This window comes from Pacificibacter marinus (genome assembly GCF_900109555.1).
Taxonomy (GTDB): domain Bacteria; phylum Pseudomonadota; class Alphaproteobacteria; order Rhodobacterales; family Rhodobacteraceae; genus Celeribacter; species Celeribacter marinus_C.
On sequence record NZ_FNZV01000003.1, the window covers coordinates 1 to 25,711 of the forward strand.

23 protein-coding genes are annotated in these 25,711 nt (G+C 52.2%); 14 read left to right on the plus strand and 9 right to left on the minus strand.

Annotated elements, in window-relative coordinates:
• On the plus strand, positions 1 to 274 hold a 274-nt coding region (locus BM025_RS04960; RefSeq protein ID WP_170842122.1), incomplete at its 5' end, for a fumarylacetoacetate hydrolase family protein.
• 77 nt (positions 275 to 351) lie between these two features.
• On the opposite strand, the gene BM025_RS04965 is transcribed toward BM025_RS04960, so the two are convergent.
• Both BM025_RS04965 and BM025_RS04970 read right to left on the minus strand, forming a co-directional pair.
• The gene (locus BM025_RS04965; protein WP_085848448.1) at positions 352 to 1,485 is read right to left on the minus strand and encodes a CaiB/BaiF CoA transferase family protein; all 1,134 of its coding nucleotides are present in this window, start codon (positions 1,483 to 1,485) and stop codon (positions 352 to 354) included.
• Complete coding sequence (locus BM025_RS04970) at positions 1,482 to 2,621, minus strand: type 2 periplasmic-binding domain-containing protein (protein WP_085848449.1); 1,140 nt, start codon at positions 2,619 to 2,621, stop codon at positions 1,482 to 1,484. The genes BM025_RS04965 and BM025_RS04970 overlap by 4 nt, the downstream gene beginning before the upstream one ends.
• 168 nt (positions 2,622 to 2,789) lie before the next feature.
• Between BM025_RS04970 and BM025_RS04975 the strand changes: the two genes are divergently transcribed.
• Positions 2,790 to 3,578: an IclR family transcriptional regulator gene (locus BM025_RS04975; protein WP_085848450.1), complete on the plus strand. Its 789-nt coding sequence runs from the start codon at positions 2,790 to 2,792 to the stop codon at positions 3,576 to 3,578.
• A 34-nt stretch (positions 3,579 to 3,612) separates the two neighbouring features.
• Here BM025_RS04975 and BM025_RS04980 read toward each other — a convergent pair whose 3' ends face one another.
• The 5 genes from BM025_RS04980 to BM025_RS05000 form a co-directional block, all read right to left on the minus strand.
• Positions 3,613 to 4,542, minus strand: coding sequence for an SMP-30/gluconolactonase/LRE family protein (locus BM025_RS04980; protein ID WP_085848451.1), 930 nt, complete (start codon positions 4,540 to 4,542; stop codon positions 3,613 to 3,615).
• The gene (locus BM025_RS04985) at positions 4,539 to 5,486 is read right to left on the minus strand and encodes an ABC transporter permease (RefSeq protein ID WP_085848452.1); all 948 of its coding nucleotides are present in this window, start codon (positions 5,484 to 5,486) and stop codon (positions 4,539 to 4,541) included. Before BM025_RS04985 ends, BM025_RS04980 begins: the two co-directional genes overlap by 4 nt.
• On the minus strand, positions 5,486 to 6,421 hold the full coding sequence (locus tag BM025_RS04990; RefSeq protein ID WP_085848453.1) for an ABC transporter permease: 936 nt from the start codon (positions 6,419 to 6,421) through the stop codon (positions 5,486 to 5,488). The genes BM025_RS04985 and BM025_RS04990 overlap by 1 nt, the downstream gene beginning before the upstream one ends.
• The gene (locus BM025_RS04995) at positions 6,418 to 7,776 is read right to left on the minus strand and encodes an ATP-binding cassette domain-containing protein (RefSeq protein WP_244515486.1); all 1,359 of its coding nucleotides are present in this window, start codon (positions 7,774 to 7,776) and stop codon (positions 6,418 to 6,420) included. Before BM025_RS04995 ends, BM025_RS04990 begins: the two co-directional genes overlap by 4 nt.
• A gap of 92 nt (positions 7,777 to 7,868) precedes the next feature.
• Positions 7,869 to 8,873, minus strand: coding sequence for an ABC transporter substrate-binding protein (locus BM025_RS05000; RefSeq protein WP_085848455.1), 1,005 nt, complete (start codon positions 8,871 to 8,873; stop codon positions 7,869 to 7,871).
• Positions 8,874 to 9,095: 222 nt separating this feature from the next.
• On the opposite strand from BM025_RS05000, the gene BM025_RS05005 reads away from it, so the two are divergent.
• The 3 genes from BM025_RS05005 (at position 9,096) to BM025_RS05015 (ending at position 11,754) form a co-directional block, all read left to right on the plus strand.
• Positions 9,096 to 10,304, plus strand: a complete 1,209-nt coding sequence (locus BM025_RS05005; protein WP_085848456.1) for a GAF domain-containing sensor histidine kinase — start codon at positions 9,096 to 9,098, stop codon at positions 10,302 to 10,304.
• The gene (locus BM025_RS05010; protein WP_085848457.1) at positions 10,301 to 11,026 is read left to right on the plus strand and encodes a DNA-binding response regulator; all 726 of its coding nucleotides are present in this window, start codon (positions 10,301 to 10,303) and stop codon (positions 11,024 to 11,026) included. Before BM025_RS05005 ends, BM025_RS05010 begins: the two co-directional genes overlap by 4 nt.
• Positions 11,027 to 11,346: 320 nt before the next feature.
• On the plus strand, positions 11,347 to 11,754 hold the full coding sequence (locus tag BM025_RS05015; protein ID WP_085848458.1) for a response regulator: 408 nt from the start codon (positions 11,347 to 11,349) through the stop codon (positions 11,752 to 11,754).
• A 49-nt stretch (positions 11,755 to 11,803) separates the two neighbouring features.
• Here BM025_RS05015 and BM025_RS05020 read toward each other — a convergent pair whose 3' ends face one another.
• On the minus strand, positions 11,804 to 12,976 hold the full coding sequence (locus BM025_RS05020) for a winged helix-turn-helix domain-containing protein (RefSeq protein ID WP_085848459.1): 1,173 nt from the start codon (positions 12,974 to 12,976) through the stop codon (positions 11,804 to 11,806).
• A 221-nt stretch (positions 12,977 to 13,197) separates the two neighbouring features.
• Between BM025_RS05020 and BM025_RS05025 the strand changes: the two genes are divergently transcribed.
• Both BM025_RS05025 and BM025_RS05030 read left to right on the plus strand, forming a co-directional pair.
• Complete coding sequence (locus BM025_RS05025) at positions 13,198 to 14,331, plus strand: metallophosphoesterase family protein (protein ID WP_085848460.1); 1,134 nt, start codon at positions 13,198 to 13,200, stop codon at positions 14,329 to 14,331.
• On the plus strand, positions 14,332 to 16,962 hold the full coding sequence (locus BM025_RS05030; RefSeq protein WP_085848461.1) for an AAA family ATPase: 2,631 nt from the start codon (positions 14,332 to 14,334) through the stop codon (positions 16,960 to 16,962).
• 41 nt (positions 16,963 to 17,003) lie between these two features.
• Here BM025_RS05030 and BM025_RS05035 read toward each other — a convergent pair whose 3' ends face one another.
• A complete protein-coding gene (locus BM025_RS05035) occupies positions 17,004 to 17,762 on the minus strand; it encodes a DeoR/GlpR family DNA-binding transcription regulator (RefSeq protein WP_085848462.1) in 759 nt (252 codons plus the stop codon).
• 264 nt (positions 17,763 to 18,026) lie between these two features.
• Between BM025_RS05035 and glpD the strand changes: the two genes are divergently transcribed.
• The 7 genes from glpD (at position 18,027) to BM025_RS05070 (ending at position 25,633) form a co-directional block, all read left to right on the plus strand.
• A complete protein-coding gene (glpD, locus tag BM025_RS05040) occupies positions 18,027 to 19,622 on the plus strand; it encodes a glycerol-3-phosphate dehydrogenase (protein ID WP_085848463.1) in 1,596 nt (531 codons plus the stop codon).
• A 1-nt stretch (position 19,623) separates the two neighbouring features.
• Positions 19,624 to 20,712, plus strand: coding sequence for an ABC transporter ATP-binding protein (locus tag BM025_RS05045; RefSeq protein ID WP_085848464.1), 1,089 nt, complete (start codon positions 19,624 to 19,626; stop codon positions 20,710 to 20,712).
• Between the two features lie 11 nt (positions 20,713 to 20,723).
• Positions 20,724 to 21,800 (plus strand): ABC transporter ATP-binding protein, encoded by a 1,077-nt coding sequence (locus BM025_RS05050; protein WP_085848465.1) that lies wholly within the window; start codon positions 20,724 to 20,726, stop codon positions 21,798 to 21,800.
• The gene (locus BM025_RS05055) at positions 21,800 to 22,669 is read left to right on the plus strand and encodes a carbohydrate ABC transporter permease (protein WP_085848466.1); all 870 of its coding nucleotides are present in this window, start codon (positions 21,800 to 21,802) and stop codon (positions 22,667 to 22,669) included. The genes BM025_RS05050 and BM025_RS05055 overlap by 1 nt, the downstream gene beginning before the upstream one ends.
• Before the next feature lie 3 nt (positions 22,670 to 22,672).
• Entirely contained in the window at positions 22,673 to 23,539 is an 867-nt protein-coding gene (locus BM025_RS05060; protein WP_085848467.1) for a carbohydrate ABC transporter permease, read from the plus strand.
• Between the two features lie 25 nt (positions 23,540 to 23,564).
• Entirely contained in the window at positions 23,565 to 23,837 is a 273-nt protein-coding gene (locus tag BM025_RS05065) for a DUF2160 domain-containing protein (RefSeq protein WP_085848468.1), read from the plus strand.
• A 74-nt stretch (positions 23,838 to 23,911) separates the two neighbouring features.
• Positions 23,912 to 25,633: an ABC transporter substrate-binding protein gene (locus BM025_RS05070; protein ID WP_085848469.1), complete on the plus strand. Its 1,722-nt coding sequence runs from the start codon at positions 23,912 to 23,914 to the stop codon at positions 25,631 to 25,633.
• Positions 25,634 to 25,711 lie beyond the last annotated feature (78 nt).

Below are 25,711 nucleotides of genomic sequence, written 5' to 3' on the forward strand. Positions count from 1 at the left end.
CGGCGATTTCGACAATCTTGGCATGTGGCTGGACGTGAACGGCGAGCGGATGCAAGACGGATCATCGTCCACAATGGTCTACCGCGTGCCGTTTTTGATCTCGTACTTGTCGCAATTCTTCACGCTGCACCCCGGCGATATCATCTCGACAGGCACGCCTCCCGGCGTTGGTTTGGGATTCAACCCGCCCAAATATCTCAAAGCGGGCGATGTGGTTGAACTAGGGATCGATAAACTCGGCACTCAAAAACAAACCTGCGTCAACGACGCGTAAAAAGCGACGTGTAAAATAAGGCACTTTGCCTGAAACCCCAAGGCCGCGGACCCCCGCGGCCTTGGGGTGGGGAAATCTTACCAGCCTTGCGTTAAAATATGGTTCGCATCGCCAAGTTCGGGGGCGGCTGTGGACGAGGCTGGACGGATACCATCAATGCGTAAAGGCAATTTTGTGGTGCGCATTTTGACATCGCCACGCGAAATCTCTTGCACCATATCCAAAGTTTCAAGCACGCCACTGTCCATCAGATCTTGCCAGTTCATGATTGGCGCAGCCCAAATATCGGCGGCAACAAAGGCTTCCATCCAAGCTGCGTTGCCTTGGGTTTGTAAGCGCTCTGCCAGGCCGGCTTTGATTTCATCGCGTTGTGTAAAGGTATCAAGTGTTGCAATCTCTGAGGCGAGACCTGTCAGTTCGGCCAAAATGTCCAGCTTTCCCATGGCAATCGCAATATGGCCATCCGCCGTTTCATAGACACCGTAAGGGGCCGCCAGATAGGCATGGGCCGCATTATTGGCACTGCGTTTCGGTGTGCGCCCACCATCATTGAACCACGTTGTCAAAAGTTCAAATTGCAGGTCTGCAAGGCTTTCTATGAGTGAGGTTTCAACATAGCCGCCAATCCCATGGCGTTCGCGACGAAACAACAATGCCAAAATGCCATGCGCCAAAGCGGCCCCTGCAAGGACATCGGCAACGGGCAATCCCATTGGTGTCGGTCCATCGTTTGCGCCACCAGACAACCACATCACGCCAGCGCGCGCCTGAGCGAGCAAATCTTGCCCCGGTAAATCCACCCAAGGGCCGTCGGAACCGTACCCCGTGACTGTGCCATAAACGATCTTGGGATTGATGGCTCTGACGGCTTCATACCCGAACCCAAGGCGTTCCATCACTCCGGGGCGAAAGTTTTGTAACACCACATCGGCCTCTGCAATCAAAGCACGCAAGGCTGCTTTGTCATCGTCGGATTTTAGGTTTACAGCAACAGAGCGTTTATTGCGATTGATCGCGTGAAAAATGGTACTTTCTCCTGCGATTTTGGTGTCGGTCAAATAGAGATAGCGTGACAGATCACCCATCCCTGCGCGTTCGACTTTGACAACATCAGCCCCTAAATCTGCAAGCTTTAGGGCGCAGTAGGGGCCTGCAAGAAATTGCGAAAAATCGAGAACTTTCAGGCCTTCAAGGGGAAGAATATCGCTCATGCAGGGAAACTTTCATTAAAACATATGTCGAGTGCATCAAGCACGGTGTCGTGGGGTGTTTTGCCGTCGAGTGCATCAAGCAGCATGTGTGATCCCTCTTCTTGGAACTGCATATACCCCGCATGGCGGGGGCGCAGCCAAGCGGCCTCATGGGTCATTCGGGTCTGTGCGTATGCATTGCCTTTTGCAGCGTTGACTTGTGCATCCCCCCAGGCCATCGCATTGCCCGGTTGGCCTGTATGACTTGCGTAAAGGCCGCGCTGAACATCGGCAGAGGCGAGCCAAAGGGCGAACTCTGTACATAATTCAGGCTGTGCCGTGCGGGCCGATACCGCACAGCCTGTGCCTCCCAAAGCTGACCCCAGTGGACCGTTGCTGCCTAGCGCTGGCATGTCATGAAAGGCGATGGTGTGCGTCTTGTATCCTTGTGCGCCATAGGGGGCATATAGATAGACGAGGGGGCAGACGGAAAATGTGTTGCCTTCTGCCAACGCGTCAAGTGCTGCGATGGGGTCCATTTCGCGGCAGGCGGGGTCAAGCAGGCCGTAGACTCGCTGCAAAAATGCCAAAACCTTTTGGCCTGCGTTGCGGTCCAGTAAAGGTCCCGGTGTGACAGCGCAGGGCGATCCTATGTTGGCTGCGAGCGTGAAGAACGACATCAAAACATGCGGTGGACGCATGGGCCAAACCACGTGACCAGCTTGCGCTGCGACCAAAACATCTGACATGTTGCGCAGCGGGGCAGGGCACAGATCTGGTCTGATGGCTTGCACTTGGGTCGCGGCATCAATTGGAGTAGCCCATTGATGCCCTTGGTAAAAATAGCTTTGGTAGCTTTTCCCAACAGTCTCTGCCTGCAGGCGGGCCAATGTTGCAGCAGGGGCGTATTTGTCCAAAGGCAGCAGGCAGTTTTCCGACACAACCGCCCCCATATGGGGGTGATCGACCACAATGAAATCGTAGGTCGCAGCAAGCTCATCAACAGGTGTGCTTTCAAAACCCTGCAACGAACGCTTGTCCCATGTGATGGACACGTGCGGATATTTTTTTTGGAATTCAGACGCGGCTGCAACAACAGGATCAAAGCCCCGTGGATCGGACCATGTCATGCCACGCAATGAAATTTTCTCAGCCATATCTTCCTCCGTTTCGGGTAAGAATAACGGCATAACTTTACAAGTAAAAGTTTATTTTATATTTTAAACCCCATAAAGTGAACAGACTTATCAATGAACGCGCTTTTCCCATCTTGCAAAAGACTCTATGGTGGCTTTCACATATGAAATTTAACGACGTGAGGCCCTATGTCTTCCAACATTGATGATCCGATCGACGATGAGAAATACCGCGCCCCTGCGCTGTCTAAGGGATTGGATATTCTCGAACTTTTGGCATCTAAAGCCGAAGGCATGACCCAAGTCGACATCGCCAAAACGCTTGGACGCACCACATCTGAAATCTTTCGTATGCTGATGGTGTTGCGCACGCGCGGTTATGTTGAATTGGCCGAGGACGGAGATCGGTATTCTTTGACGACAAAAATGTTTGAGGTTGCCCACCGTCATCCCCCTATCAAACGTTTGACCTCTATTGCGGGCGAGGCGATGCAACGTCTTGCGGATCGGATCAACCAGTCCCTTCATTTAGGGATCTTGCATTCGGGTAAAATCTTGGTTGTTGCGCAGGTGGATTGCCAAGACAATAACGTCACATCGGTGCGTCTTGGGGCGCATATTCCAATTGTCGAAACAGCATCTGGTCGCGTGATGGCGTCTACGATGGATGACGATGCGCTACAAAAATTGTTGACTGAAGCGGGGGATGTGCCTGCTGATAAATACGCTGCCTTTATGGGGGATTTGCCGGATGTTGCAAAAAAGGGCTATTGCGAAAGCCCCTCGCTGACAATCGAAGGCGTTTTGAATATCTCTGCACCGATTTACGACTTTTCAGGCCGTGCTGTCGGTGCCATCACCATTCCGTTCATTCGCCGTTTGTCTGGCACCTCAATCGTCTCTGCTGAAGAAAGCAGAGAGGCATTGATCCTTATGTGTGCGAATATTTCACGCAAACTCGGTGCGGGCGTGCGCTAAGCGCGCGTCACAGTGCAGACATTTTTGGCGTGGTTTATTGGTGCGACCGCGTCCAAGGTTCTGCGCCTTTGATGTCAACAAACACTCGATAGACAGATGTGGTTGCCGTGATGAAAAGCCGTTGCCCGTCTGGCCCGCCAAAACACAGGTTGGCGACAGTTTCGGGTACAAGAATTTTCCCCAAAAGCGTGCCGTCTGGTGCAAAACAGTGCACCCCATCGCCTGCCGACGACCACAGGTTTCCGGCGGTGTCGACACGCATCCCGTCAGGTAAGCCGCAGTCAAGTGTGGCGAACACGCCAGCATCGTGTATCTGCGCGCCATCCACGTCGAATTGTCGGATCATCGCAGGCACGTCGACGCTGTGGCTTGACCCGCTTTCTGCAATATAAAGCCGCGTTTCATCGGGCGAAAACACCAACCCATTGGGCTGGGTGAAATCGGATACAACGGCTTCAATAACTCCGCTCTGGGGGTCTATGCGAAACACGTGATTTGCGGATTGTTCGCTTGGTGCGCGGAAACCCTCAAAGTTGGACATGATTCCATAGGTGGGATCGGTAAACCACACAGCGTCATCCGAGGACACGATAACATCGTTTGGCGAATTGAGACGCTTGCCCTGATATTGATCGGCGAGCACAGTCAACGATCCGTTGTGGTCTGTGCGCACCACATCCCGTGCACCATGACGACAGCCGATGAGGCGCCCTTGGTTGTCACGGGTGTTGCCATTGTTGAACTGTGATCCGTTACGATAGGTGGATAGGCCTTCGGCTTCGCTCCAGCGCATGATCCGTTGTGTCGGAATATCAGAAAATAACAAAGCGCCTTGATCGCCAAACCACACAGGGCCTTCGGTCCATGTGAACCCTGTGGCAATTTGATCGAGCTGCGACATCGGGTGGACCAGTTCAAAAAAACGATCATCCAGAGCGACGAGATGCGGGGGAAGATTAATCATGCTCGGGTTCTCCTTGTGCTGGCTGCGATGACAATGCCGATGATGATCGTCCCTGTAAGCATCATGCGTACGCCAGCGCCAAGGCCGTAGGAATTGAGCATAGAAACCACCAAGAACATGAACAGTGATGCGCCCCAAACACCGGGAACATTCGACATGCCTCCCGCAATGGACGTGCCGCCGATGACCACCACAGCGATCGAGGTCAGCAGATATTCTTGCCCCATATTCAACGCGGCACCGCCTGAGAAACTGGACAAAAAGAACCCCGCGATAGAGGCAAAAACAGCGACGGTAATATAAGTGGTCGCACGAACAAATTCCACGGGAATGCCCGCAAGACGTGCAGCGCGCAGATTTTGACCCGCGGCCAACAACCATCGCCCAAATACAGTGCGCTCCAACACGATCCAAACAAGGATCGATAGTCCAAGACCAACCAGCGCCACATTGGGCAAACCAAAAGTCCGCCCCGTGGCAAAATCGGCCAAGCCCTCAGGTGGTTTGATCCGCAAACCACGGTTGGACCAAATTGCAATGGATTGGAAAATCAATGACGCGGCCAGCGTTGCAATAATTGGGGGCAAGCGCAGCAAATAGATCAGCGCAAAGTTCATCATCCCCGCTAAGATCCCGACGCCGATGGCAACGGTAAACCCCAAGATTGCGGTGTTCGGATCCGACCCCATGGTTTTCAGCGCCAGTGTGCCAGCAAGGGTCATTGTGGCCGGAATGGACAGGTCAACATTGCCAGGTCCAAGCGTGATTACAAGCATCTGCCCCAGACCAACGATGGCAGCAAAGGCCCCAAAAGACAGCGCAGCATAGGCCAATTCGCTGGCCCCACGCCCTTGCGTGAGCGCCATGACCATCATAAATGCGCCAGCGGCAGCCACCCATGACCAAATCCAAGTGCGCGATAGAATGAATTTTACAATGGGCATCAGCTTTGCTCCTTATCGCGGCGAGTGAAAATCAAACGCGCCGTGAGCACGAGGATCAAAATTGCACCTTGTGCGCCGATCTGCCAATCAGGGCTGAGGCGCATAAAGGAAAGAAATGAGGCGGCCAAGGCCAGTGTTAAAGCGCCGATCACAGCGCCAACAGCACTGACGCGCCCGCCTACAAATTCGCCACCGCCCAAGATCACACCAGCAATCGACAACAGCGTATAGCGCAACGCGATATTGGCATCAGCCGCAGTGGTGAGCCCGACCAGAGCCATGCCGGACAGCACGCCGAAAAATCCCGCAAGGCCGTAAGCCCCTGCTTTGAGACGCAAAACAGGCCATCCAGCGCGCACGACTGAGGTGGCGTTGCCCCCCACACCGCGCAACACGGTGCCGATCCCGGAACGCATGATTAGCAGATGCGTGAGACCTGCGATCAAGATCGCTGCCACGACAGCCATAGGCAAAAGCGGCGGTTTGACGGTCATCAAGCTTCGCAGCCACGTTGGTGCGGCGCCCCCAGGTGAGGGCAAGATCATCACAGCAAGGCCGCCCCAAACGAAAGACATCCCAAGAGTCACAACGATTGCTGGTAAATCAAACCGATGGATTAATGCGCCAATGCCCGCATATGCGACGATCAATCCTGCAAGGATCGCCACGCCTAAAACAGGCGTGTCATGTAAAAACGTTGCTGTGACACAAGCCACCAAGCTGACAAACGCGCCCAGCGATAAGTCGATGTCATTGACCATAATGATCATCATTTGTGCGACGGTTGCCAAAGCAATTGGCACGGCCAGATTGAACAAAAGATTGACGCCAAAGTAACTCATGGCGCGAGGTTGCATGTAAAATGTCGCGGCCAAGAGCACGGCCAAAGACACCACGGGCAGCAAAATACGGTGGGTAGCGAACAAACGGATCATGCGCTGGCCTCCTGCATTTCGAATGAGGCTTCTAGAATGCGATCTTCCGTGATGTCATCGCCGGTCAATTCGGCTGAAATTTTGCCATCGCGAAACACAAACACGCGGTCGCATTGGCACACTTCTTCGGTCTCAGTCGAATACCACAGAAAGGTACGGCCTGTTGCTGCCTCAGTTTGGATCATGTCGTAGACGTCCTGTTTTGTGCCAACATCGACACCGCGCATCGGATCATCCATAATGATGATCGAGGCGTGTGAGGCCAAGGCGCGGGCGAAAAGCACTTTTTGTTGGTTGCCGCCAGACAGCGATAAAATCGGGTTGTCGACATCATCTGTACGAATGCCGATTCGTGTTTTCCAATCCGCTGCTGTGCGTTTTTCTGCATCGCGATCTACAAGGCCGCGACGCGCGGTTTGGGGCAAGATCGACACGGTCATATTGCGCAAGATGGACCACAACGGCAAAACACCGTCGCGCCCGCGGTCGCCCGCGACGAACACCATGTTTGATGCTTTGCCCATGCGCCATGACGATGTGTTGCTGAAATACAGACGGGCCAAAGCTTCGGCTTGGCCGTGTCCGGCCAGTCCTGCAAGGCCAATGATTTCGCCGCGTCGTGCCGTTAGCCCGTCTTTAGATTTTAGTACTTCTTCGCCAAAATCGCTTGCTTGACGGCGTACGGCAGCTTTTGAATTTTTCACGCCAACATGACCCATGGCTTCGACCAAAGATGCGCGAGAGAATTGAGAGGTGGGTTTGTTGGCGACAATTTTGCCGTCTTTCATCACGATGATGTTGGAGGCGACATCAAAAATCTCACCCATCATGTGCGAGATAAAAATGACCGCGCCGCCATCAGCGCAAAACTGGCGGATGTGAGCTAAAAGTTGTTGGGCAATACCAGCATCCAGCGAAGATGTGGGTTCATCTAGAATAACAAGGCGCGCATCGCGTCCACGTGGGGCAAACCCGATTGCGATTTCAACCATTTGACGTTCTGCAATTGTGAGACGATCCACGCTGGTGTCAGCGCCAATGCCGTGATCAGGGAACACTGCATCAAGGCTTTGAATAATTTCAGCACGGGCTTTTTTACGCCATCCAGCGCCTTTGAGATCACTGTGCGAAATACGTAAATTCTCTGCCACGCTGAGATTGGGACATAGAGAAAGCTCTTGAAAGACTGACCGCACCCCAGCGCTGAGCGCACGGGATTCGCCAGAGGCAGGAAAGGTTACGCTGCCGCCTGTGGGGGCCAAGCCGCCATTGATCAAATTCACCAATGTCGATTTGCCAGCACCGTTGTGACCGACAAGCCCGATACATTCGCCTGGCGCAATAGAAAGGCTCACACCATCAAGCGCCCTGACCGCACCGAAATGTTTTTCGGCATGGTTCAGGGCAACTATAGGCGTGCCGTTTTGAAAGGCACTTTGCATTTGGGTTACATCGCTCCGGCGATGACGCCTTTGGCATCGTCAAGTGAGTAATCAATCGTGGCAACTGAGCCTTCTGGCGTGCCTTCCAAAGTGGTATCAAGCGTGTCTTGAGTCACTTTTAGAAATGGTACGCTCAGGTCTTTAGGCACTTCAGCGCCATCAAGGATTTGTTGGGCCACCCAAAAGGATAGGGACGCAACACCAGGTGCGATGGACAGTGACATGGTTTCATAACCGTTGTCCGCATGTTGTTCGGACCACCACGCCATTTCATCTTGGCGGTTGCCCAAAACGATCAAAGGTGTATCGCGTCCTGCAGCTTTAAACGCTTGTGCTGCACCGTAACCATCACCGCCTTGTGTCACGACACCGACAACGTCTGGCAAAGATGGCAGCAAACCTGCGACGGCTTTTTGTGCTACGTCTTGTGCCCAATCGCCGTGAACCGCGCCAGCGATTTCGAACTGTGGGAATTCTTCGATGCCTTTGTGGATACCTGCAGAGATTTCATCATCGACAAACACGCCTGCAAGGCCGCGAATTTCAAGCAACTTCCCACCATCAGGAATGCGACCCGCAAGGTATTCAACTTGCAAACGACCCATTTCTTGGAAATCTACAGCGATGCGCCAAGCACAAGGCTCGGTGACAATGCCGTCAAAAGAGACGACCACAAGACCTGCATCACAAGCTTCTTTAACTGCACCATTCAAGGCGGTCGGCGAAGCTGCGTTGACGACAATCGCGTCGTAGCCTTGCAAGATCATATTCTGAATTTGCGCCGCTTGTTCTGTGGCTTGGTTTTCAGAGGTGGTGAATGCATCGGCGGCGGCAACAGTGCCTGCCGCAACTGCGGTTTCTGCCACGTCTTCCCACGAGTGCAGCATGGCTTGGCGCCATGAGTTTCCAGCGTAGTTGTTGGACAGGGCAATGCGTTTGCCCGATGTATCGGCGTGAACTGCGGTTGTGGCCATCGCAATGGCCGCCGCGCTGAGCAGCAATGATTTCATTCGAAGAAGTCCTCCCTAAGTGCGCCCGTTTGTGAGGCGCGGTTTTGGTGCCGCCCTCCACAGCGACAATCCGGCATGATGGTCTGCTTGATTGCGCGCTGTGTAAAGCGCGCTCCCCGCAGATATGGTGCGGGTTCCCGCATGCGCTGTGCGGACTTCGCGGTATTCGTCAGCGTATTCGCGCGCTAGGGTGGCAGATATAGCAGGCACGGGAGGGCAGGCATGGGAGTTCCACTGCAAACTGAGGCCGATGCACCTCAGCGCAATATATTTTTGCGGATATCCGCACATCTTGCCACTGAGACCGATATTCAGTCGGCGTTGGTTTCTGTGGCCGCTGAAATTGCTGAGGTGTTGCCGCACACGCATTTCGACATTTGTCTGATCGACGGGCCGCAGTGGTGTGTGTCGTATGAAGTCGGTATTAAAACGCGCTGGTCGCGACGGCGCACCCGTCTTGAGGTGTCGCCTGTGCGTGATTTGCTGAAAGGCAAGCTGGCGTACATGATGTGCACCAATGCAATGACCGACCCGCGTCAAACCTTTGCTGGGGCCACAAGCGAACCGATCTTTAACCACAATCTGCGGTCGCGGGTGCATGTGGGGATGAAAGTGATGGGGCAGCTTATCGGGACTTTGAATATCTCCCATAGTGAAACGGGGCTGTTCGATGAGAAATCTCTAGAATTGGCCCAGCATTTGGCCGATTTGCTTGCGCCATATTTTCATGCTTTGCGGTTGATTGAAAAAGCCCAGCGGGATTCTATTGAGCGCGCTGAAGTCCATTCGCGTGAAGAGGGACTGCGGCACGGGGCCTCTCGATTGACGCAGGCACTTGAACAAGAACGCCAAAGGATCGGTATGGATCTGCACGATCACACTTTGGCCGATCTAACGCGGCTTTTACGGTTGACCCGTAATGAAGCTGAGCCTGTGGACCGTGCGCTGGTCAACGCTCATTTGACGAGCTGCATTCGCGATCTGCGTATGATCATTGATGAAGCCGTTCCATCGCAGCTTGAACTGTTTGGATTCAGCCATGCGATTTCCGAGCATCTACAAAAAGCGGCGCAGACTGCGGACTTTGGTATGACCGTAAACGACATGACACAGGGGGAAATCGACACGATAGATCCGACCGTGCGCACCGCGATTTTTCGTATCACCCAAGAGGCCACAAACAATGCCATGCGCCACGCCTCTGCAACGCAGATTGATGTGACGATGGATCATGCTTTAGATGGGGCCTTTCGGATCAGAGTGCGTGACAACGGGGTGGGTATGACTGGCAAGATAGGCACACGTAAATCCGGCTTGCTGCATATGGAAACCCGTGCACGTTTGATTTTGGCGCAGCTGGATATCACCCAGGATGCGGGAACTTGCGTGACCTTGCGCTTGCCTTTGGACCGAAAAGAGACACGCATATGAAGCTTTTGATTGTGGAAGATGATCAATTTCACGCGCATTTCATGTTGGATGCTGTGTCGGAAGCATTGCCTGAAGTTAGCGAGATCACACATATTGCAGACGGGGGCGAGGGCGAGGCGGAAGCCTGCAGTGGCGCGTATCCTGCTGTGGTTTTGGATTTACAAATGCCATCACGCAACGGGGTAGAAGCGGCACGCACGATTTGGGCCAAGCAACCTGAAACACGCATTTTATTTTGGACCAACTATGCGGATGAGGCATATTTGCGTGGAATTTCTAAAATCGTCCCTACGGAAAGTGCTTATGGGTATGTGCTCAAAACGGCGTCAACGTCGCGTCTGCATTTGGCATTGCGGGCGGTTTTGATCGAAGGTCAAATCATGGTTGATCGCGAGGTTCACAGATTTCAACAACGGGCAATCACACCGCGTGATGCGTTGACGGATAGTGAATATAATGTGTTGATTGATCTGGCATTGGGCATCACCGACAAAGCCATCGCCGATCGGCGGGCTATGTCATTGCGATCTGTTCAAAACCGTTTGATTTCTTTGTATCAAAAACTTGGGATTGAGGACGATGTGACAGGCGCAAGTCTGATCAACAAGCGCACTCGCGCAATCAATCGTGCTCTTGTCACGCGCACGTTAAATGTCGAAACTTTGGTCGCCGCAGAGCGTGAATTGGCGCAATGGTATCGCAGTGCGCTTGGGAAGCCTTAGCCTGCAGAGTACGCAAGAGGCCGCGGTTCTATGGTGCGCGCATATCACGATGCGCCCCTCGATTTGAAAGAAGACGTTGCTATCTTTGGAAAAACTGTGCTTTAAAATATGTCACACGGGTCTTTCATGCGCGAAAGGCAAGGTATCTTCGTTTCCGATCTGCATCTCGTTTGGGGGCAGGCCTTGCATGAAAGCGATTGTTGCGTTGCTTGACTATGTTTGCGCGGCATGTGCGATCTGTCGCACGCGTGTCATGTCGGTACCCGTCACTCTTGGTGGGTTAAGTGTTTAATAAACGGTGTGCTTTAGCAGGTTAACATATGTATCAACTTTATATTGCTGACGATAATGTTGAATTCGCGACATTGTTATCAACCATTGCCAAGTCCCAAGGATGGCAAGCCGAAGTTTTCAGAAATGGGCGTGAGCTGATTGAAGCTTTGAAAAACGGCAGCGGCCCTGCTTTTTTGGTTGTTGATATTAACATGCCAGTAATGGATGGGATTGAGACTATTGATGGTCTGCAATTTATTGATCGACCTATGCGGGTACGGTTTATCACCGGCGGTGCTGATACCTCTTTGATTGCCGCAACCATGATTGCAACCGCCCGCAGTTTTGAAGTGGGGCGCAGTCTGTTCAAACCTGTTTCGCGGGCTGATTTTACAGCGGTTCTAGCGGAAGAGAGTGTGTTGCTTGATGAATCTTTCAAAACAAAAAACGATTGAGATTACTTATCTTACGGGGGACATCCGGCTTTAGGTCAGCATGAAAATGCTAGCGTGGGCAATCCCAAACAATGGTGGTTAGGCCAGCAAGACGGGCAAAGCGTTCGAGTTCCGCATCTAATTTACTTGCTTGTTTTGCCGTGAAAGTGACGTCTGCCTCCGCCCAAAGGTTGAGCACATTTAGCGTAGTTTTCGCACGATCGGCTTTCACTTCGATCCGACCAATAAAGCGGCTGCCTTCTAGCAGGGGAAATACATAGTATCCCCATTTGCGTTTGGCGGCAGGCACAAACATTTCCACAGTATAGTCAAATCCAAACAGCCGTTTTAGGCGGGTTCGGTCCCGAATGGCGGGGTCAAAGGGGTTCAAAATACGCAATCGGGATGTCGGTGCAGATAGAGTTTGCAACTGTGCTTCTATACCGGCGCTGGCGATTGCTTTGGTCCAACTGCCATCAGCGCCTTGGACCTCAACAGGGACCAAGTCTGCCGCATCGCGTTTTGCCCATGCATTCACATCTTTGCTGTCCGTGGCATCCCAAAACTTGCGAATTTCCCCGAGCGATCCAAAACCAATGCGGTCAAGCGCGGCGCGGCAAAGCCAATCAACCTGCGCCAGGTCACCGATGTCTTGGGTATGTAAATCGTTTGGAAAGACGCGTTCGCTCAGATCGTAAAACTTGGTAAACCCTGTGCGGTGACTGGTTGCCAATGTGCCTGAATACCATAGATAATCCAATGCTTGCTTATGGGGTGGTTTGCGCCACATTTGCTTTGGGCCTTTGATTTTCGTGTCAAAGTCGCGGGTGGACAGCGGGCCTTCTTGCGTGATTTTGTGTTTGATGCTGTTGAGTAAATCTGCATCCAGCGCGTTGCCATACCACGATGATGCGCTGACTTTGTCTTTCATCCGCTGAAATTGTCGCTGCCACATAGGTAAAAATTCCATGGGCAGGACAGAGGCATCATGAGTGAAATGTTCAAACACGGACCTGTCTTTGGCCAGCAGCGTATCTAACATTGGTTCGCGGTAATTTTGGTTGCGACTCCATAGAATGTGGTGATGCGCCCGCGAGACGACTTGGATCGTATCCAATTGAACAAATCCAAGGCTTCGGATCAATGCAAGCGTGTCCAATGGCCCTGTTGGTGTGCGCGCCAAGCCGTTGACACTAAGCCAAAGATGTTTCGCATCGCGGTTTGAAATTTTCAGAACGCTCATAGACACTCCAGCCTTATTCGGTGTGGGGTTTATTCTTAGGTATTCGCCCGCAGACCGCCAAGCTCTAAACACTGTGGCACATAATGACATCGTGCGTCTTGTCCCCAAAGTTCAAATTGCAGGCGCCTACAACGCTAGACTTTCACGCGCAGAAACGGTTCAGTGATTTAAGACGCCTGCCCAATCATTTTCACTTCAGTTCCGTAAAGAGATGCCCCTTCGTGTTCAAATTCATCCATTCTTCTGATCTACATCTGGGCAAACCTTTTGGGCGCTTTCCTGAAGATGTGCGGGTACGTTTACGCCAAGCGCGTGCAGATACATTGCCGCGATTGGCCGCGCTTGCGAAAGACCATGATGCCAGTCACATCTTGTTAGCAGGGGATACGTTTGACCAAACCACGCCTGCACCAACAGTGGTGCGCCAAGCGTTGAATGTGATGCGGGCGGCGGATCATGTGACATGGATTTTGATGCCCGGAAACCATGATCACGCAAACGCTACAGAGCTTTGGCGGCAAGTGGAACAAGACTGCCCGCCCAATGTGGCGTTGCAGTTGACGCCTGAACCATATGCCTTAACCCCGCAGGCCACCTTGCTGCCTGCCCCCCCGACAGAACGCCATCCTGGTCGCGATTTGACTGACTGGTTCGACACGGCTGAAACCCCGTCAGGCACCTTGCGTATCGGACTTGCGCACGGGTCAGTGACTGATTTTGACAGCAGCGAAGAGGGCGCGTCATCCATCATCGCACCAGATCGTGCGCGCCGTGCGAGGCTGAATTATCTGGCCTTGGGGGATTGGCATGGGCAGCTGCAAATCGGCCCCGAAACATGGTACTCAGGTGCGCCTGAATGCGATGGGTTTAAGCACGCGCAGCCGCCTTGCGCTTTGTTGGTTGAAATTACTGCGCCAAATGCGCCCGCCAAAGTGACTCCCTTGCCGACTGCCGCACTTCAGTGGCACCGCGTTCAGCTTGAATTGACGGATGATTTGACAGGCGAAGACGCTTGCATCGCCGCGCATCTGGCCACCTTACCTGCCTTGCCAGAACGGGCGTCGACCTTGTTTGATCTTGTCGTTACGGGGCGCGCGGGGCCTCTAGACCGCGTGGCACTTGAACAGTCGGTCGCTCAAATTGCCCCTGATTTTTTGTGGCACCGTGCTGATTTAAGTGGCTTGGGGTTTGTGCATGACACAGCAGACCTTGACGCGATTGACAGACAAGGTGCGCTGCGGGCCGCGGCCGAAGTCTTGTCGCACGAGGCCGCAGATGAAAGCCTGTCGCCAGACACGCGCGCTGCCGCTCAAGCTGCGTTATCGCATTTGTTTTCTTTTGCATTGGAGGCTTGAATGAAACTGCTCGCGCTTCACCTCACCAATGTTCGAAAGTTTACCGGAAAACGCGCGTCTATAACGGGCATAGGTTCTGGAATCACAGTGGTTTCAGAGGCGAATGAATTTGGTAAATCAACGTTTTTCGATGCCATACATGCGCTGTTCTTTGAAAAATACAGTTCGTCCGGCAAGCCCGTAAAATCACTGCAACCCTATGCGGGGGGCGGGGTCGAAGTTGCCGCGGATATTGAGGCGGACGGCGGCACTTTCCGTGTTGAAAAGCGATTTTTGTCGCGTAAGTCTGCAACAATTACGCGTCTGCCGGATGGCGTGGTGATTGCTCAAGATGATGAAGCGGAACGTTGGATTGCAACTCTTTTGGGCGGCGCAGGTGATGGCCCCGCGGGACTTTTGTGGGTGCGCCAAGGATTGGTCGGTCTAGAGCCCACTGGTACGAAAGAAAAATCACAGTTGATGGAAACGCGTCGTGATCTGTTGTCGTCTGTGGCGGGGGAAATTGATGCGATGACAGGCGGGCGCCGCATGGACCGCGTGATGCGGCGGGCTGCTGAAAGTTTTAGTGAGATTGCTACCAAAACAGGACGCAAGTCAGGGCCATGGAAGGCGGCCGCGGACGAGGCTGAAGCTTTGGGCGCCGAACTGGCCACTGTGACCATGCAAGTTCAAGCACTTGAGGGGGCGTTGCAAAAGCGTAAATTGGCTGAGGCTGCCTTGGCGCGGTTGGATAATATCGATGCCAAAACGCGCAGAGATAACGCGTTGGCTGCGGCGAGGTTGGCATTGGAAAAGGCGCAAGCTCATGTTGGTGCGGTTACATCAGCACGTCAAAAACGCGATTTGGCGGCTTTGAAAGCTGGTGCGGCGCAGTCTGATTTAGATGCTTTTTTGGCTGCACTACAATCCTTGGAGACAACGAAGACGCAAGCGCAAAGCAGTCTTGCGGCGCTACACGATGCTAAACTTGATGCGGATCAACTGTATGCTTTGCTTGAGGCTGCGCGGATCAAACATGAACAGACAACGACGGCTTTGATGACTGCCCGAGCCGATCTTGATGCTGCACGTCGTCAAACTGCCGCGCGAAAAGCCAAGGCCGAAGCGGCGCAGTTGGAACAAAATATCAAAAAAGCTGAAACAGTTTTAGGTGAAAGGGATGTCGCTCGGGCGGTTGTCAAAGCGTCCTTTGCGACGCCCGATTGGCTTAGACGTGTAGAGGCCGCCGCCGCTGATGTCGCTCAACAAAACGCCACTTTACAGGCGCAGGCGACAACGCTGAGCATGGCGTATGACGGCGCACTACGCATCACATTAAATGGCGCGCCAGTCCCTGAAAATCAGCCTGTTCAGCTTGACGGCGTGACCCATCTTGATGTGCCAAATGTTGGGCGGATGACCGTTTTTGCGCAAGGGATCGGTGAGGTTGCTAAGCAGAAATTGATAACAGCTCATGAAAAGCTCAATGAGTTGTTATCAACTGGTGGTGTTGCGACGGTTGAACAAGCGCGCACGTTGGCCGCCGCGCGCACAGAGGCGCAAACTCGGGTGAATTTGGCGCAAGCTGTTTTGGATACGTTGACGCCCAACGGTATTGAAACGTTGCGCAGTGCCAAGGCGGATGCGGATTTGGCGGCAAGTGAGGCGCATGATAATGCGTTGCCCCAGTTGGCAGATTTAGAGGCCCAGCTCGTACAGGCAGAACTGGTAGAAGACACTGCACGGCAAGCTTTTAACCATGCGAAAACCCCTCATGACGCGGCACGTGAATTGTATATTAAAACACAAGCAGCCGCCCAGACCGCGCAACTTGCCTTTGAGCAAGCGACTGCGCATGCGAACACGTTGGCGGGACCGGAAATCGAGCGCGCTGATAGCCGTGCGGTGCGTTTGCGTGCGCAGGCCAGCGCGCAAGAGGCACACAAACAAGCAGAGATTGAGCTGCAAGAATTGGTATCCGCAGCTCCTGATCTGGACACTGCGCGGGCTGAAATGAAACGGGCCGAGGATGCTGTGACTGCAGTGCAAGCGCAGCGGGCGCAACTTTGCGAACAGTTGGCAGCGTTGAGTTCTGAAATCCGCACATTGGCTGGCAATGGTATAGAAGAGCGGCGCGATGATTTGGCTGGGCAATTGGAGGCTGTGCAAGCGCGCGAGACGCGTTTTGCCCGCCAAGCTGCAGCTTTGACGCGATTGCAAATAGCATTGGAAGCCGAGCGTGACGCAGCACGGGATACGTATTTTGGACCTGTTCAAGAAGAACTGAAGCCACTTTTATCCATTTTACATCGCGATGCGGCGCTGCATTTCGACAGTGAAAGTCTATTACCCACAGGTTTGGTGCGTGATCAGGGGCAAGAAACGCTTGATGATTTGTCTGGTGGCACACAAGAACAAATTGCCATTTTGACGCGCTTGGCTTTTGCGCGTTTGTTTGCACGACAAGGGCGGCATATGCCGATCGTTTTGGATGACGCGCTGGTGTATTCTGACGATGACAGGATTATCAAGATGTTCACTGCACTGACACGTGTTGCGCAAGATCAACAGATCATTGTGTTTTCTTGTCGTCAGTTGGCATTTCAAGATCTGGGCGGCGCGCGGCCACAGGTCACTGTCGAACCAGTATAGGTGGCGGCAGACAATGCCGCATTGTTGTAAATTTTCTGCGGCTAGGCGTATAAAACTTTGGTTTTTGCTTCGTTGCAAACGCGGGCACATGCAGGTGGCAGGCCGCGATCCGTAACGAAAATATCGACATCCGCCACTGAGGCGATCCGTGCAGGGGCTTTGCGTTCGAATTTCGAGCTGTCCGAGACCAACAAAACAGTTTCGCTTTGCCGAATGATGGTTTTACTGACGCCGACCTCTTGGATGTCAAAATCCAAAATATCGCCGCTTTCGTGTAGGGCAGAACACCCAATGACGGCATAGTCAAAACGAAATTGCTGGATCGTTGCGCGGGCAACTTCGCCGATAAGACCCCCGTCCGAGCGGCGTAAATGCCCCCCGGTTAAGATGACTTCAACCTCAGAATTCGCAGATAGGATCGTTGCAATATTGATGTTGTTGGTGACGACCAAAAGCCCGCGATGGTGCAGCAATTCAGTTGCGACAGCTTCTGTTGTCGTGCCGATGTTCAAAAAGATGGAACAATCGTTGGGAATTTGTTTGGCGCAAACGCGTGCAATATCGACTTTGGTGGCATGGTTGAGCTCACGGCGCTCACTGTAACCTATATTGACGGTGGTCGAGGGCAAAATAGCCCCGCCATGCACCCGCTCAAGTTGGCCGGACTCTGCCAGTTCGGTTAAGTCACGTCGGATTGTCTGCGGAGTCACGCCAAAATGTGAGACCAGCCCATCAACAGTCACAGTGCCTTCGCGCCGTGCGATGTTGATAATTTCAGGTTTACGAAACACGTGAACCATAGAGTGCATTCCTTGATTGTTCTTGTTTCTTTTAGCGCGATTCCAAGTAAAGTCACGTGATTTGAGGTTCGGTTTCGTTCGTAGGTAGCGAATTTAGCCAGATAAAAGTGAAAAACGAACACGGAATATATAAATATTTCCTTTCAAATTCAGGTAAATACGACAAAGCGATGCGAAACGAACATTTTATCCTTCCATTGATATGCGTTTGTCGTCATGTTTTGCCAAAGGGGCGCAAGGGTTGAACTTGCGTGGGAGGACACTATGGAACCGGATTTCGACTTATTGGTCATCGGCGGCGGCATAAATGGCTGTGGCATTGCGCGTGATGCGAGTGGCCGTGGGCTATCTGTGTGTCTGGCTGAGATGAATGACATCGCGTCCGCCACGTCCGCGTCTTCAACCAAACTGTTTCACGGCGGCTTGCGCTATCTCGAATATTTTGAATTTCGGCTCGTGCGTGAAGCGCTGATCGAGCGCGAGGTGTTGCTTAAAGCCATGCCGCACATCGCTTGGCCGATGCGCTTTGTATTGCCGTATCACAAAAGCATGCGGTTTGATCTGTCGACGCCAACCTCTAAAATTCTCAGCGCTGTCATGCCATGGATGAAGGGGCGTCGCCCAGCTTGGCTGATCCGACTTGGGCTTTTTATGTACGATAACCTTGGTGGGCGTGAAATTTTGCCCGGGACGACGCGCCTTGATCTGCGCAGCGCGCCTGAGGGTAAGCCTTTGAAAAAGCGTTTTGAAAAGGCTTACGAGTATTCTGATTGCTGGGTCGAAGATTCGCGATTGGTTGTTTTGAATGCGCGCGATGCAGAGCAGCGCGGCGCGTCTATTCGCACCCGTGAAAAGGTTGTGAGCGCCAATGTGGTGGACGGTGTCTGGCACGTTGAGATGCAAAATACGTTGACTGGCGCGGGGACAAAAGTAACCGCTGGCATGGTTGTAAATGCGGCTGGCCCGTGGGTCGGGGATGTGTTGCGCGGGACGTTGAAAAGCAATCAACAGGGCAATGTGCGTTTGGTGCGTGGCAGTCATATTGTAACCAAGCGCTTGTTTGAGCACGACAAATGCTATTTCTTCCAAGGTACCGATGGGCGGATCATTTTTGCGATCCCTTATGAAACGGATTTCACGCTGATTGGTACAACCGATGCTGATCATCCTGACCCATCTCAAAAACCAGAATGCACGCCCGAAGAGTGCGACTATTTGATCAATTTCATCAACGAATATCTTGAAAACCCGATCGAGGCAGTTGATGTGGTTTGGTCTTATTCAGGGGTTCGTCCGCTGTATGATGATGGCGCAAGCAGTGCTTCTGCCGCGACGCGTGATTATGTGTTGAAGCTGGATAAAAGTCGCGGTGCCCCGTCTTTGAATGTGTTTGGCGGAAAGATTACGACCTACAGACGTCTTGCCGAAAGTGCGCTTGATCTTGTGAGCGAGGTATACCCTAAGACTCCAAAATCATGGACTGCAGGTGTTGCTTTGCCGGGCGGGGATTTTCCTGTCGATGGTGTCGACAATCTGATTAAGGCCGCAACGTCGCGGTATCCGTTTTTGACAAATCGTTGGGCAAAACGGCTTGTGCGGGCCTATGGTTGTGAAGTGCACGACATTTTGGGTGATGCAAATAGTGTTGCAGATTTGGGTGTCGATTTCGGCGCTGACCTGACTGAACGTGAGGTCATCTGGCTGATTGATAAAGAATATGCGCGTTCGGCAGAAGATGTCGTTTGGCGCCGTTCCAAGCTTGGTCTGCGCATGACAAAAGCGCAAATCACAAACTTGGACATATGGATACAGAGCCATTTGCAGGCGGATCAGTCTGCAGTCGCTCAGGGAGGGCAATGATATGACGCTGGAACTACGCAGTGTGTCCAAAGTGGTTGATGGTGTGACGCATATCCATCCAACCAATTTGACGCTGAACAAAGGGACGATGAACGTTCTGCTAGGAGCGACGTCATCGGGTAAAACATCATTGATGCGCCTGATGGCGGGTCTTGATGTGCCGACCACAGGGCGTGTGTTTTGGGATGGAACCGATGTTACAGGGCAGCGGGTCCAAGACCGAAAAGTTGCCATGGTGTACCAGCAATTCATCAATTATCCTTCGATGAATGTTTACAATAATATCGCATCGCCTCTGCGTTTGATGGGCAAATCGGCACAAGAAATTGATGTCGCTGTCAAAAAGGCCGCAGACCTGATGCAACTCTCGCCGATGCTTGATCGCAAGCCATTAGAATTGTCGGGCGGGCAACAACAGCGCTGCGCATTGGCGCGCGCTTTGGTCAAAGACGCTGGACTGGTTTTGTTGGATGAACCGCTTGCCAACTTGGATTACAAGCTGCGCGAAGAGTTGCGTGTTGAGATCCCTAAAATCTTTGAAGAAGCCGGATCAATTTTCGTTTACGCGACAACCGAACCCGAAGAAGCCCTTTTGCTAGGCGGTAACACAGCTGCGCTGTTTGAGGGCAAGGTGACGCAATTTGATTTGACGCCAACCGTATATCGCCACCCGATTGATGCCACCACGGCGCGGGTCTTTAGCGATCCGCCGATGAACTTTCTCAATATTGTCAAAGCTGGCAATCAGATCACGTTTGGTGACGGGCAATCCACAGGTGCATCTGGCGAATTTTCGACCTTGGCTGATGGGCGGTATGTTGCAGGGTTTCGACCAAATCATGTTGAAATTACACAAAAAACTGCAGGCATGATGACGTTTGCGACACGTTTAATGGTGACGGAATTGACGGGGTCAGAAACCTTTATTCACCTTGATCACCACGGCGACAAATGGGTCGGGTTGGTGCATGGCGTGCACAGTCTTGAACTTGGCGCACCGCTGAATGTCTACCTTGATCCAAGCCACGTTTACATTTTCAGCGAGACTGGCGACTTGGTTGCGCCTGCCTCTTACGCGCAGGCAGCATAGGGAAGTAAACCATGGCAAAAATCACCTTAGATAACCTTGCGCATTCCTATTATCCAAACCCCAAAAGCGAAGATGATTTTGCTTTGAAGGAATTGAATCACGTTTGGGCAGATGGCGAAGCCTATGCTTTGTTAGGGTCATCGGGCTGCGGCAAATCTACCTTGTTGAACATCATTTCAGGCCTGTTGCACCCAAGCCAAGGGCGTATTTTGTTTGATGGCGTGGATGTGACAAACGCATCCACCGCGGATCGCAATATCGCGCAAGTGTTTCAGTTTCCTGTCGTTTACGACACCATGACAGTGCGCGCGAACCTTGCGTTTCCGTTGAAAAACCGTGGTGCGAGTCCGCAATATATCGCGCAGCGTGTGCAAGAAATCGGTGCGATGATCGGCATGGAAGCCGAGCTTGATAAGCGCGCGCGGGGCCTGACTGCGGATGCCAAACAAAAGATCAGCCTAGGTCGCGGTATGGTGCGCGAAGACGTGAATGCGTTGTTGTTTGACGAACCGCTGACCGTGATCGACCCGCATATGAAATGGGAATTGCGCACACAGTTGAAATCACTGCACCACGAATTTGGCCATACGATGATCTATGTGACTCATGACCAAACCGAAGCACTGACCTTCGCTGATAAGGTTGTGGTGATGTACGATGGACGTGTGGTGCAAATCGGTACGCCCGAAGAGCTGTTCAACAAACCTGAACATACATTTGTTGGCTACTTTATTGGCTCGCCAGGCATGAATGTGATCCCTGCAACTGTGTCTGGCACCACTGCAACTGTTCACGGGACACAGGTGCAACTTGACCAAGGCTACGGTGATCTGAGCGGCAAAGTTGAGCTTGGAATACGGCCCGAATTTGTCACGTTGACCGAAACCGATGGCCTGCCAGTACAAGTGCGCCGGGTGGAAGACGTTGGGCGGCACAAGATTGTGCGCGCCGAGTTGTTTGGCAAAGAGATCAATATTTTGGCCGAAGAAGGCCAATCGATTTCCCCTGATATGAATCGCATCGCGTTCGATCCAAGTCGAATAAATGTTTATGTCAACGATTGGCTTAAAACTGGAAAGGCTGCCTGATGGAAAAGACTCTTAATCAAAAAGCATGGTTCTTGGTCCTTCCGGTTCTCGTTCTTGTGGCGTTTTCTGCGGTGATCCCGTTGATGACTGTGGTGAACTATTCTGTGCAAGATACGTTCGGGAACAACCAGTTCTTTTGGGCCGGCCTAGAATGGTTTGAAGACATGCTGCATTCGGAACGGATGTGGGATGCGCTGGGGCGTCAGGTGATGTTCTCTGCAATCATTTTAACCATTCAGGTGCCTCTTGGTGTTTTCATTGCGCTGAACATGCCGAAAAGTGGATTTTGGTCTAGCTTTTGTTTGGTGATGATGTCCTTGCCTTTGTTGATCCCATGGAACGTTGTGGGCACGATTTGGCAGATCTTTGGTCGCGTTGATATCGGGCTTTTGGGCTACACGTTGGACGCGCTTGGCATTCCATACAACTACACACAAAACACCATTGCGGCTTGGGCTACGATCATCGTGATGGATGTCTGGCATTGGACATCGCTTGTGGCGTTGCTGGCATTTGCAGGACTTAAATCCATCCCAGATGCCTATTATCAAGCGGCCAAAATCGACCAAGCCAGCCGATTTGCAATCTTTCGTTACATCGAGTTGCCAAAGATGATGGGCGTTTTGATGATCGCTATTTTGCTGCGCTTTATGGACAGTTTTATGATCTACACCGAACCGTTCGTTGTGACGGGGGGTGGGCCTGGCAATGCGACAACGCTGTTGTCCATTGATTTGGTGAAAATGGCGTTGGGTCAGTTTGATCTTGGACCTGCCGCAGCCTTTTCGATCATGTACTACCTTGTAATTTTGCTCATTTCTTGGGTGTTCTACACCGTGATGACAACCATAGAAAAAAAGGAGGGATGAGCGATGACTGACGCAACCACCACGACTGCGCCTGAACAAAAATTCGCGGCGCCCCCTAAAAAGCGGATTAAAATCAAAGGGTCCGTCATTGTGATGACCGTCTACTTGCTGTTTTTGATGTTGCCAATCTATTGGCTTCTCAACATGAGCTTGAAGACAAATACTGAAATTCTCAATGAGTTCACGCTGTTTCCGCGCAATCTGACCTTTGCCAATTACGCGACAATTCTGACGGATGCATCATGGTACAGTGGTTATATCAACTCGATGATTTACGTCGTTATGAACACGGTTATCAGTTTGGCTGTTGCGCTGCCTGCGGCCTATGCGTTTAGTCGCTATCGGTTTATGGGCGACAACCAGTTGTTCTTTTGGTTGTTGACCAATCGCATGGCACCGCCTGCTGTGTTTGCTTTGCCGTTTTTCCAGCTCTATTCATCCGTCGGTCTGTTTGACACACATATCGCTGTCGCCTTGGCACATTGTTTGTTTAACGTGCCGTTGGCAGTGTGGATTTTGGAAGGCTTCATGCGCGGCGTGCCCAAAGAGATTGACGAGACGGCCTATATTGATGGTTACAGCTTTGGCCGGTTTTTCGTGAAAATCTTTACGCCTTTGATTGCCTCAGGCATCGGCGTGGCCGCGTTCTTTTGTTTCATGTTTTCGTGGGTTGAATTGCTGCTCAGCCGGACGTTGACGACTGTGGACGCAAAACCCATTGGCGCGATCATGACCAGAACGCAAGGGGCTGCTGGTGTCGACTGGGGCGTGTTAGCGGCAGCCGGGATTTTGACGATCGTACCCGGCGCTTTGGTCATTTATTTTGTTCGCAATTACATCGCCAAAGGCTTTGCCTTGGGCCGCGTGTAACAGCGCGAAAACGGAGGAGATCGATATGGATTGGATGGCTTGGACGTGGCCCACCGCCGCATTCTTCATCATCATTGGCTGCACTTTGACAGTGTTCACTGTGCTTGCGATCAAGTTTCCAGAGACACCTCGAAAAGGTGTTCTACAAATTGAGACGACCCGCGGGGACCGTCTCTTTATAACACTCCTCGGCTCTGCTTTTATCAACTTGGCATGGCTGGGACTTGTCGGTGCAAATCAACCATATGCGCTGATTGTGTGCTTTGCTTATGCGCTCGCGGTGTTCCGCTGGGTGTAGGCAAATGGGGCATTGGGTACGCCTAGAGAGGGGCCTGATGTTCAGTCTAAAAACAAATTTCCAGGGAGGAAATTATGAACCTAACGCTTAAATCGAGTACAGCACTGGCGCTGGCTCTTGGGGTTTTGAGTGCCCCAGCTTTTGCTGATATGGATGCTGCCAAAGCATTCCTAGACAGTGAAATTAATGGCATGTCTGTTTTGTCACGCGCAGAACAAGAAGCTGAAATGCAGTTTTTTGTCGATGCAGCAGCACCCTATACAGACCTCGAAATCAAAGTCGTTTCTGAAACGATTGCGACACATGAATATGAAAGCACGGTCTTGGCCCCTGCTTTTGAAGCCATCACCGGCATTAAGATCACACACGATTTGATCGGTGAAGGCGATGTTGTTGAAAAGCTGCAAACACAAATGCAGTCTGGCGAGAACATCTATGACGCGTACATCAACGACTCTGATTTGATCGGTACGCATTGGCGCTACAAACAAGTGCGCAACCTGACTGATTGGATGGTAGGCGAAGGCGCTGCCGTGACACTGCCAACGCTGGATATCGAAGACTTTGTTGGTAAATCCTTTACCACTGGGCCAGATGGTAAACTGTACCAGTTGCCAACACAGCAGTTCGCGAACTTGTACTGGTTCCGGTACGATTGGTTCAACGACGAGAAAAACAAAGCCGATTTTAAAGCGGCCTATGGCTATGATCTTGGTGTGCCTGTCAACTGGACGGCCTACGAAGACATCGCTGAATTCTTTACAGGACGTGACCTAGGTTATCTTGGTGTCGAAGGCGAAGTCTTTGGCAACATGGACTACGGTAAAAAAGACCCGTCTTTGGGCTGGCGCTACACTGACGCGTGGATGTCCATGGCTGGCATGGGTGATGTGGGTGAACCAAACGGTTTGCCCGTGGATGAATGGGGTATTCGTGTAAACGAAAAATCCCAACCTACAGGATCATGTGTCGCACGCGGCGGGGCTACCAACGCGCCTGCAGCAGTCTACGCTGTGACCAAAGCGATTGAATGGCTTGAAAAATACTCACCTCCTGCGGCGGCTGGTATGACATTCTCTGAAGCTGGCCCAATCCCAGCCCAAGGCAATGTCGCACAGCAAATGTTCTGGTACACTGCCTTTACAGCTGCAACAGTTGAGCCTGATCTACCTGTGATGAACGAAGACGGCACGCCAAAATGGCGTATGGCGCCATCTCCACACGGTGCATATTGGAAAGACGGCCAAAAAATTGGCTACCAAGATGCTGGTTCTTGGACTTTGATGGAATCCACTCCAGTTGATCGTGCGCAGGCTGCTTGGCTTTACGCCCAGTTCGTTGTGTCTAAAACGGTTGATATGAAAAAGTCTGATGTTGGTTTGACCTTTATCCGCAAATCCACAATCGACTCTGAGCACTTCACAGAGCGCGCGCCACGTCTTGGCGGTTTGGTCGAGTTCTACCGCTCACCAGCCAGCAAGCAGTGGTCGCCAACTGGTACAAACGTACCTGACTACCCCAAGTTGGCCCAGTTGTGGTGGCAGAACATCGGCGATGCAATGTCCGGTGCGAAAACACCACAAGAAGCTTTGGACACATTGTGTGCAGACCAAGAGAAGATCCTCTCACGTCTTGAGCGTGCAGGCGTTCAAGGTGAACTTGGCCCTGTTCTCAACGAAGAGCAAAGTGCAGAGTACTGGTTCGCCCAGCCGGGTGCGCCATATGCTAAACTTGCCAATGAAGAAGAAGCACCTCAGACCATCGAATACGATGAGCTGATCAAATCTTGGCAGTAAGTTAAACGATACCATACTTTAAAACTGGGCGTTTCGGCGCCCAGTTTTGCCAAAATCCTTTTTCTGAATGGCTTGCAC

Coding starts and splice junctions, on each gene's coding strand:
- BM025_RS05030 (WP_085848461.1), top strand. CDS start 14,332: ATGAAACTGCTCGCGCTTCACCTCACCAATGTTCGAAAGTTTACCGGA.
- BM025_RS05000 (WP_085848455.1), bottom strand. CDS start 8,873: ATGAAATCATTGCTGCTCAGCGCGGCGGCCATTGCGATGGCCACAACC.
- BM025_RS04975 (WP_085848450.1), top strand. CDS start 2,790: ATGTCTTCCAACATTGATGATCCGATCGACGATGAGAAATACCGCGCC.
- BM025_RS05065 (WP_085848468.1), top strand. CDS start 23,565: ATGGATTGGATGGCTTGGACGTGGCCCACCGCCGCATTCTTCATCATC.
- BM025_RS05015 (WP_085848458.1), top strand. CDS start 11,347: ATGTATCAACTTTATATTGCTGACGATAATGTTGAATTCGCGACATTG.
- BM025_RS05055 (WP_085848466.1), top strand. CDS start 21,800: ATGGAAAAGACTCTTAATCAAAAAGCATGGTTCTTGGTCCTTCCGGTT.
- BM025_RS05050 (WP_085848465.1), top strand. CDS start 20,724: ATGGCAAAAATCACCTTAGATAACCTTGCGCATTCCTATTATCCAAAC.
- BM025_RS05020 (WP_085848459.1), bottom strand. CDS start 12,976: ATGAGCGTTCTGAAAATTTCAAACCGCGATGCGAAACATCTTTGGCTT.
- BM025_RS04990 (WP_085848453.1), bottom strand. CDS start 6,421: ATGATCCGTTTGTTCGCTACCCACCGTATTTTGCTGCCCGTGGTGTCT.
- BM025_RS05010 (WP_085848457.1), top strand. CDS start 10,301: ATGAAGCTTTTGATTGTGGAAGATGATCAATTTCACGCGCATTTCATG.
- BM025_RS05070 (WP_085848469.1), top strand. CDS start 23,912: ATGAACCTAACGCTTAAATCGAGTACAGCACTGGCGCTGGCTCTTGGG.
- glpD (WP_085848463.1), top strand. CDS start 18,027: ATGGAACCGGATTTCGACTTATTGGTCATCGGCGGCGGCATAAATGGC.
- BM025_RS05005 (WP_085848456.1), top strand. CDS start 9,096: ATGGGAGTTCCACTGCAAACTGAGGCCGATGCACCTCAGCGCAATATA.
- BM025_RS05060 (WP_085848467.1), top strand. CDS start 22,673: ATGACTGACGCAACCACCACGACTGCGCCTGAACAAAAATTCGCGGCG.
- BM025_RS04965 (WP_085848448.1), bottom strand. CDS start 1,485: ATGAGCGATATTCTTCCCCTTGAAGGCCTGAAAGTTCTCGATTTTTCG.
- BM025_RS04970 (WP_085848449.1), bottom strand. CDS start 2,621: ATGGCTGAGAAAATTTCATTGCGTGGCATGACATGGTCCGATCCACGG.
- BM025_RS05045 (WP_085848464.1), top strand. CDS start 19,624: ATGACGCTGGAACTACGCAGTGTGTCCAAAGTGGTTGATGGTGTGACG.
- BM025_RS04985 (WP_085848452.1), bottom strand. CDS start 5,486: ATGCCCATTGTAAAATTCATTCTATCGCGCACTTGGATTTGGTCATGG.
- BM025_RS05035 (WP_085848462.1), bottom strand. CDS start 17,762: ATGGTTCACGTGTTTCGTAAACCTGAAATTATCAACATCGCACGGCGC.
- BM025_RS04980 (WP_085848451.1), bottom strand. CDS start 4,542: ATGATTAATCTTCCCCCGCATCTCGTCGCTCTGGATGATCGTTTTTTT.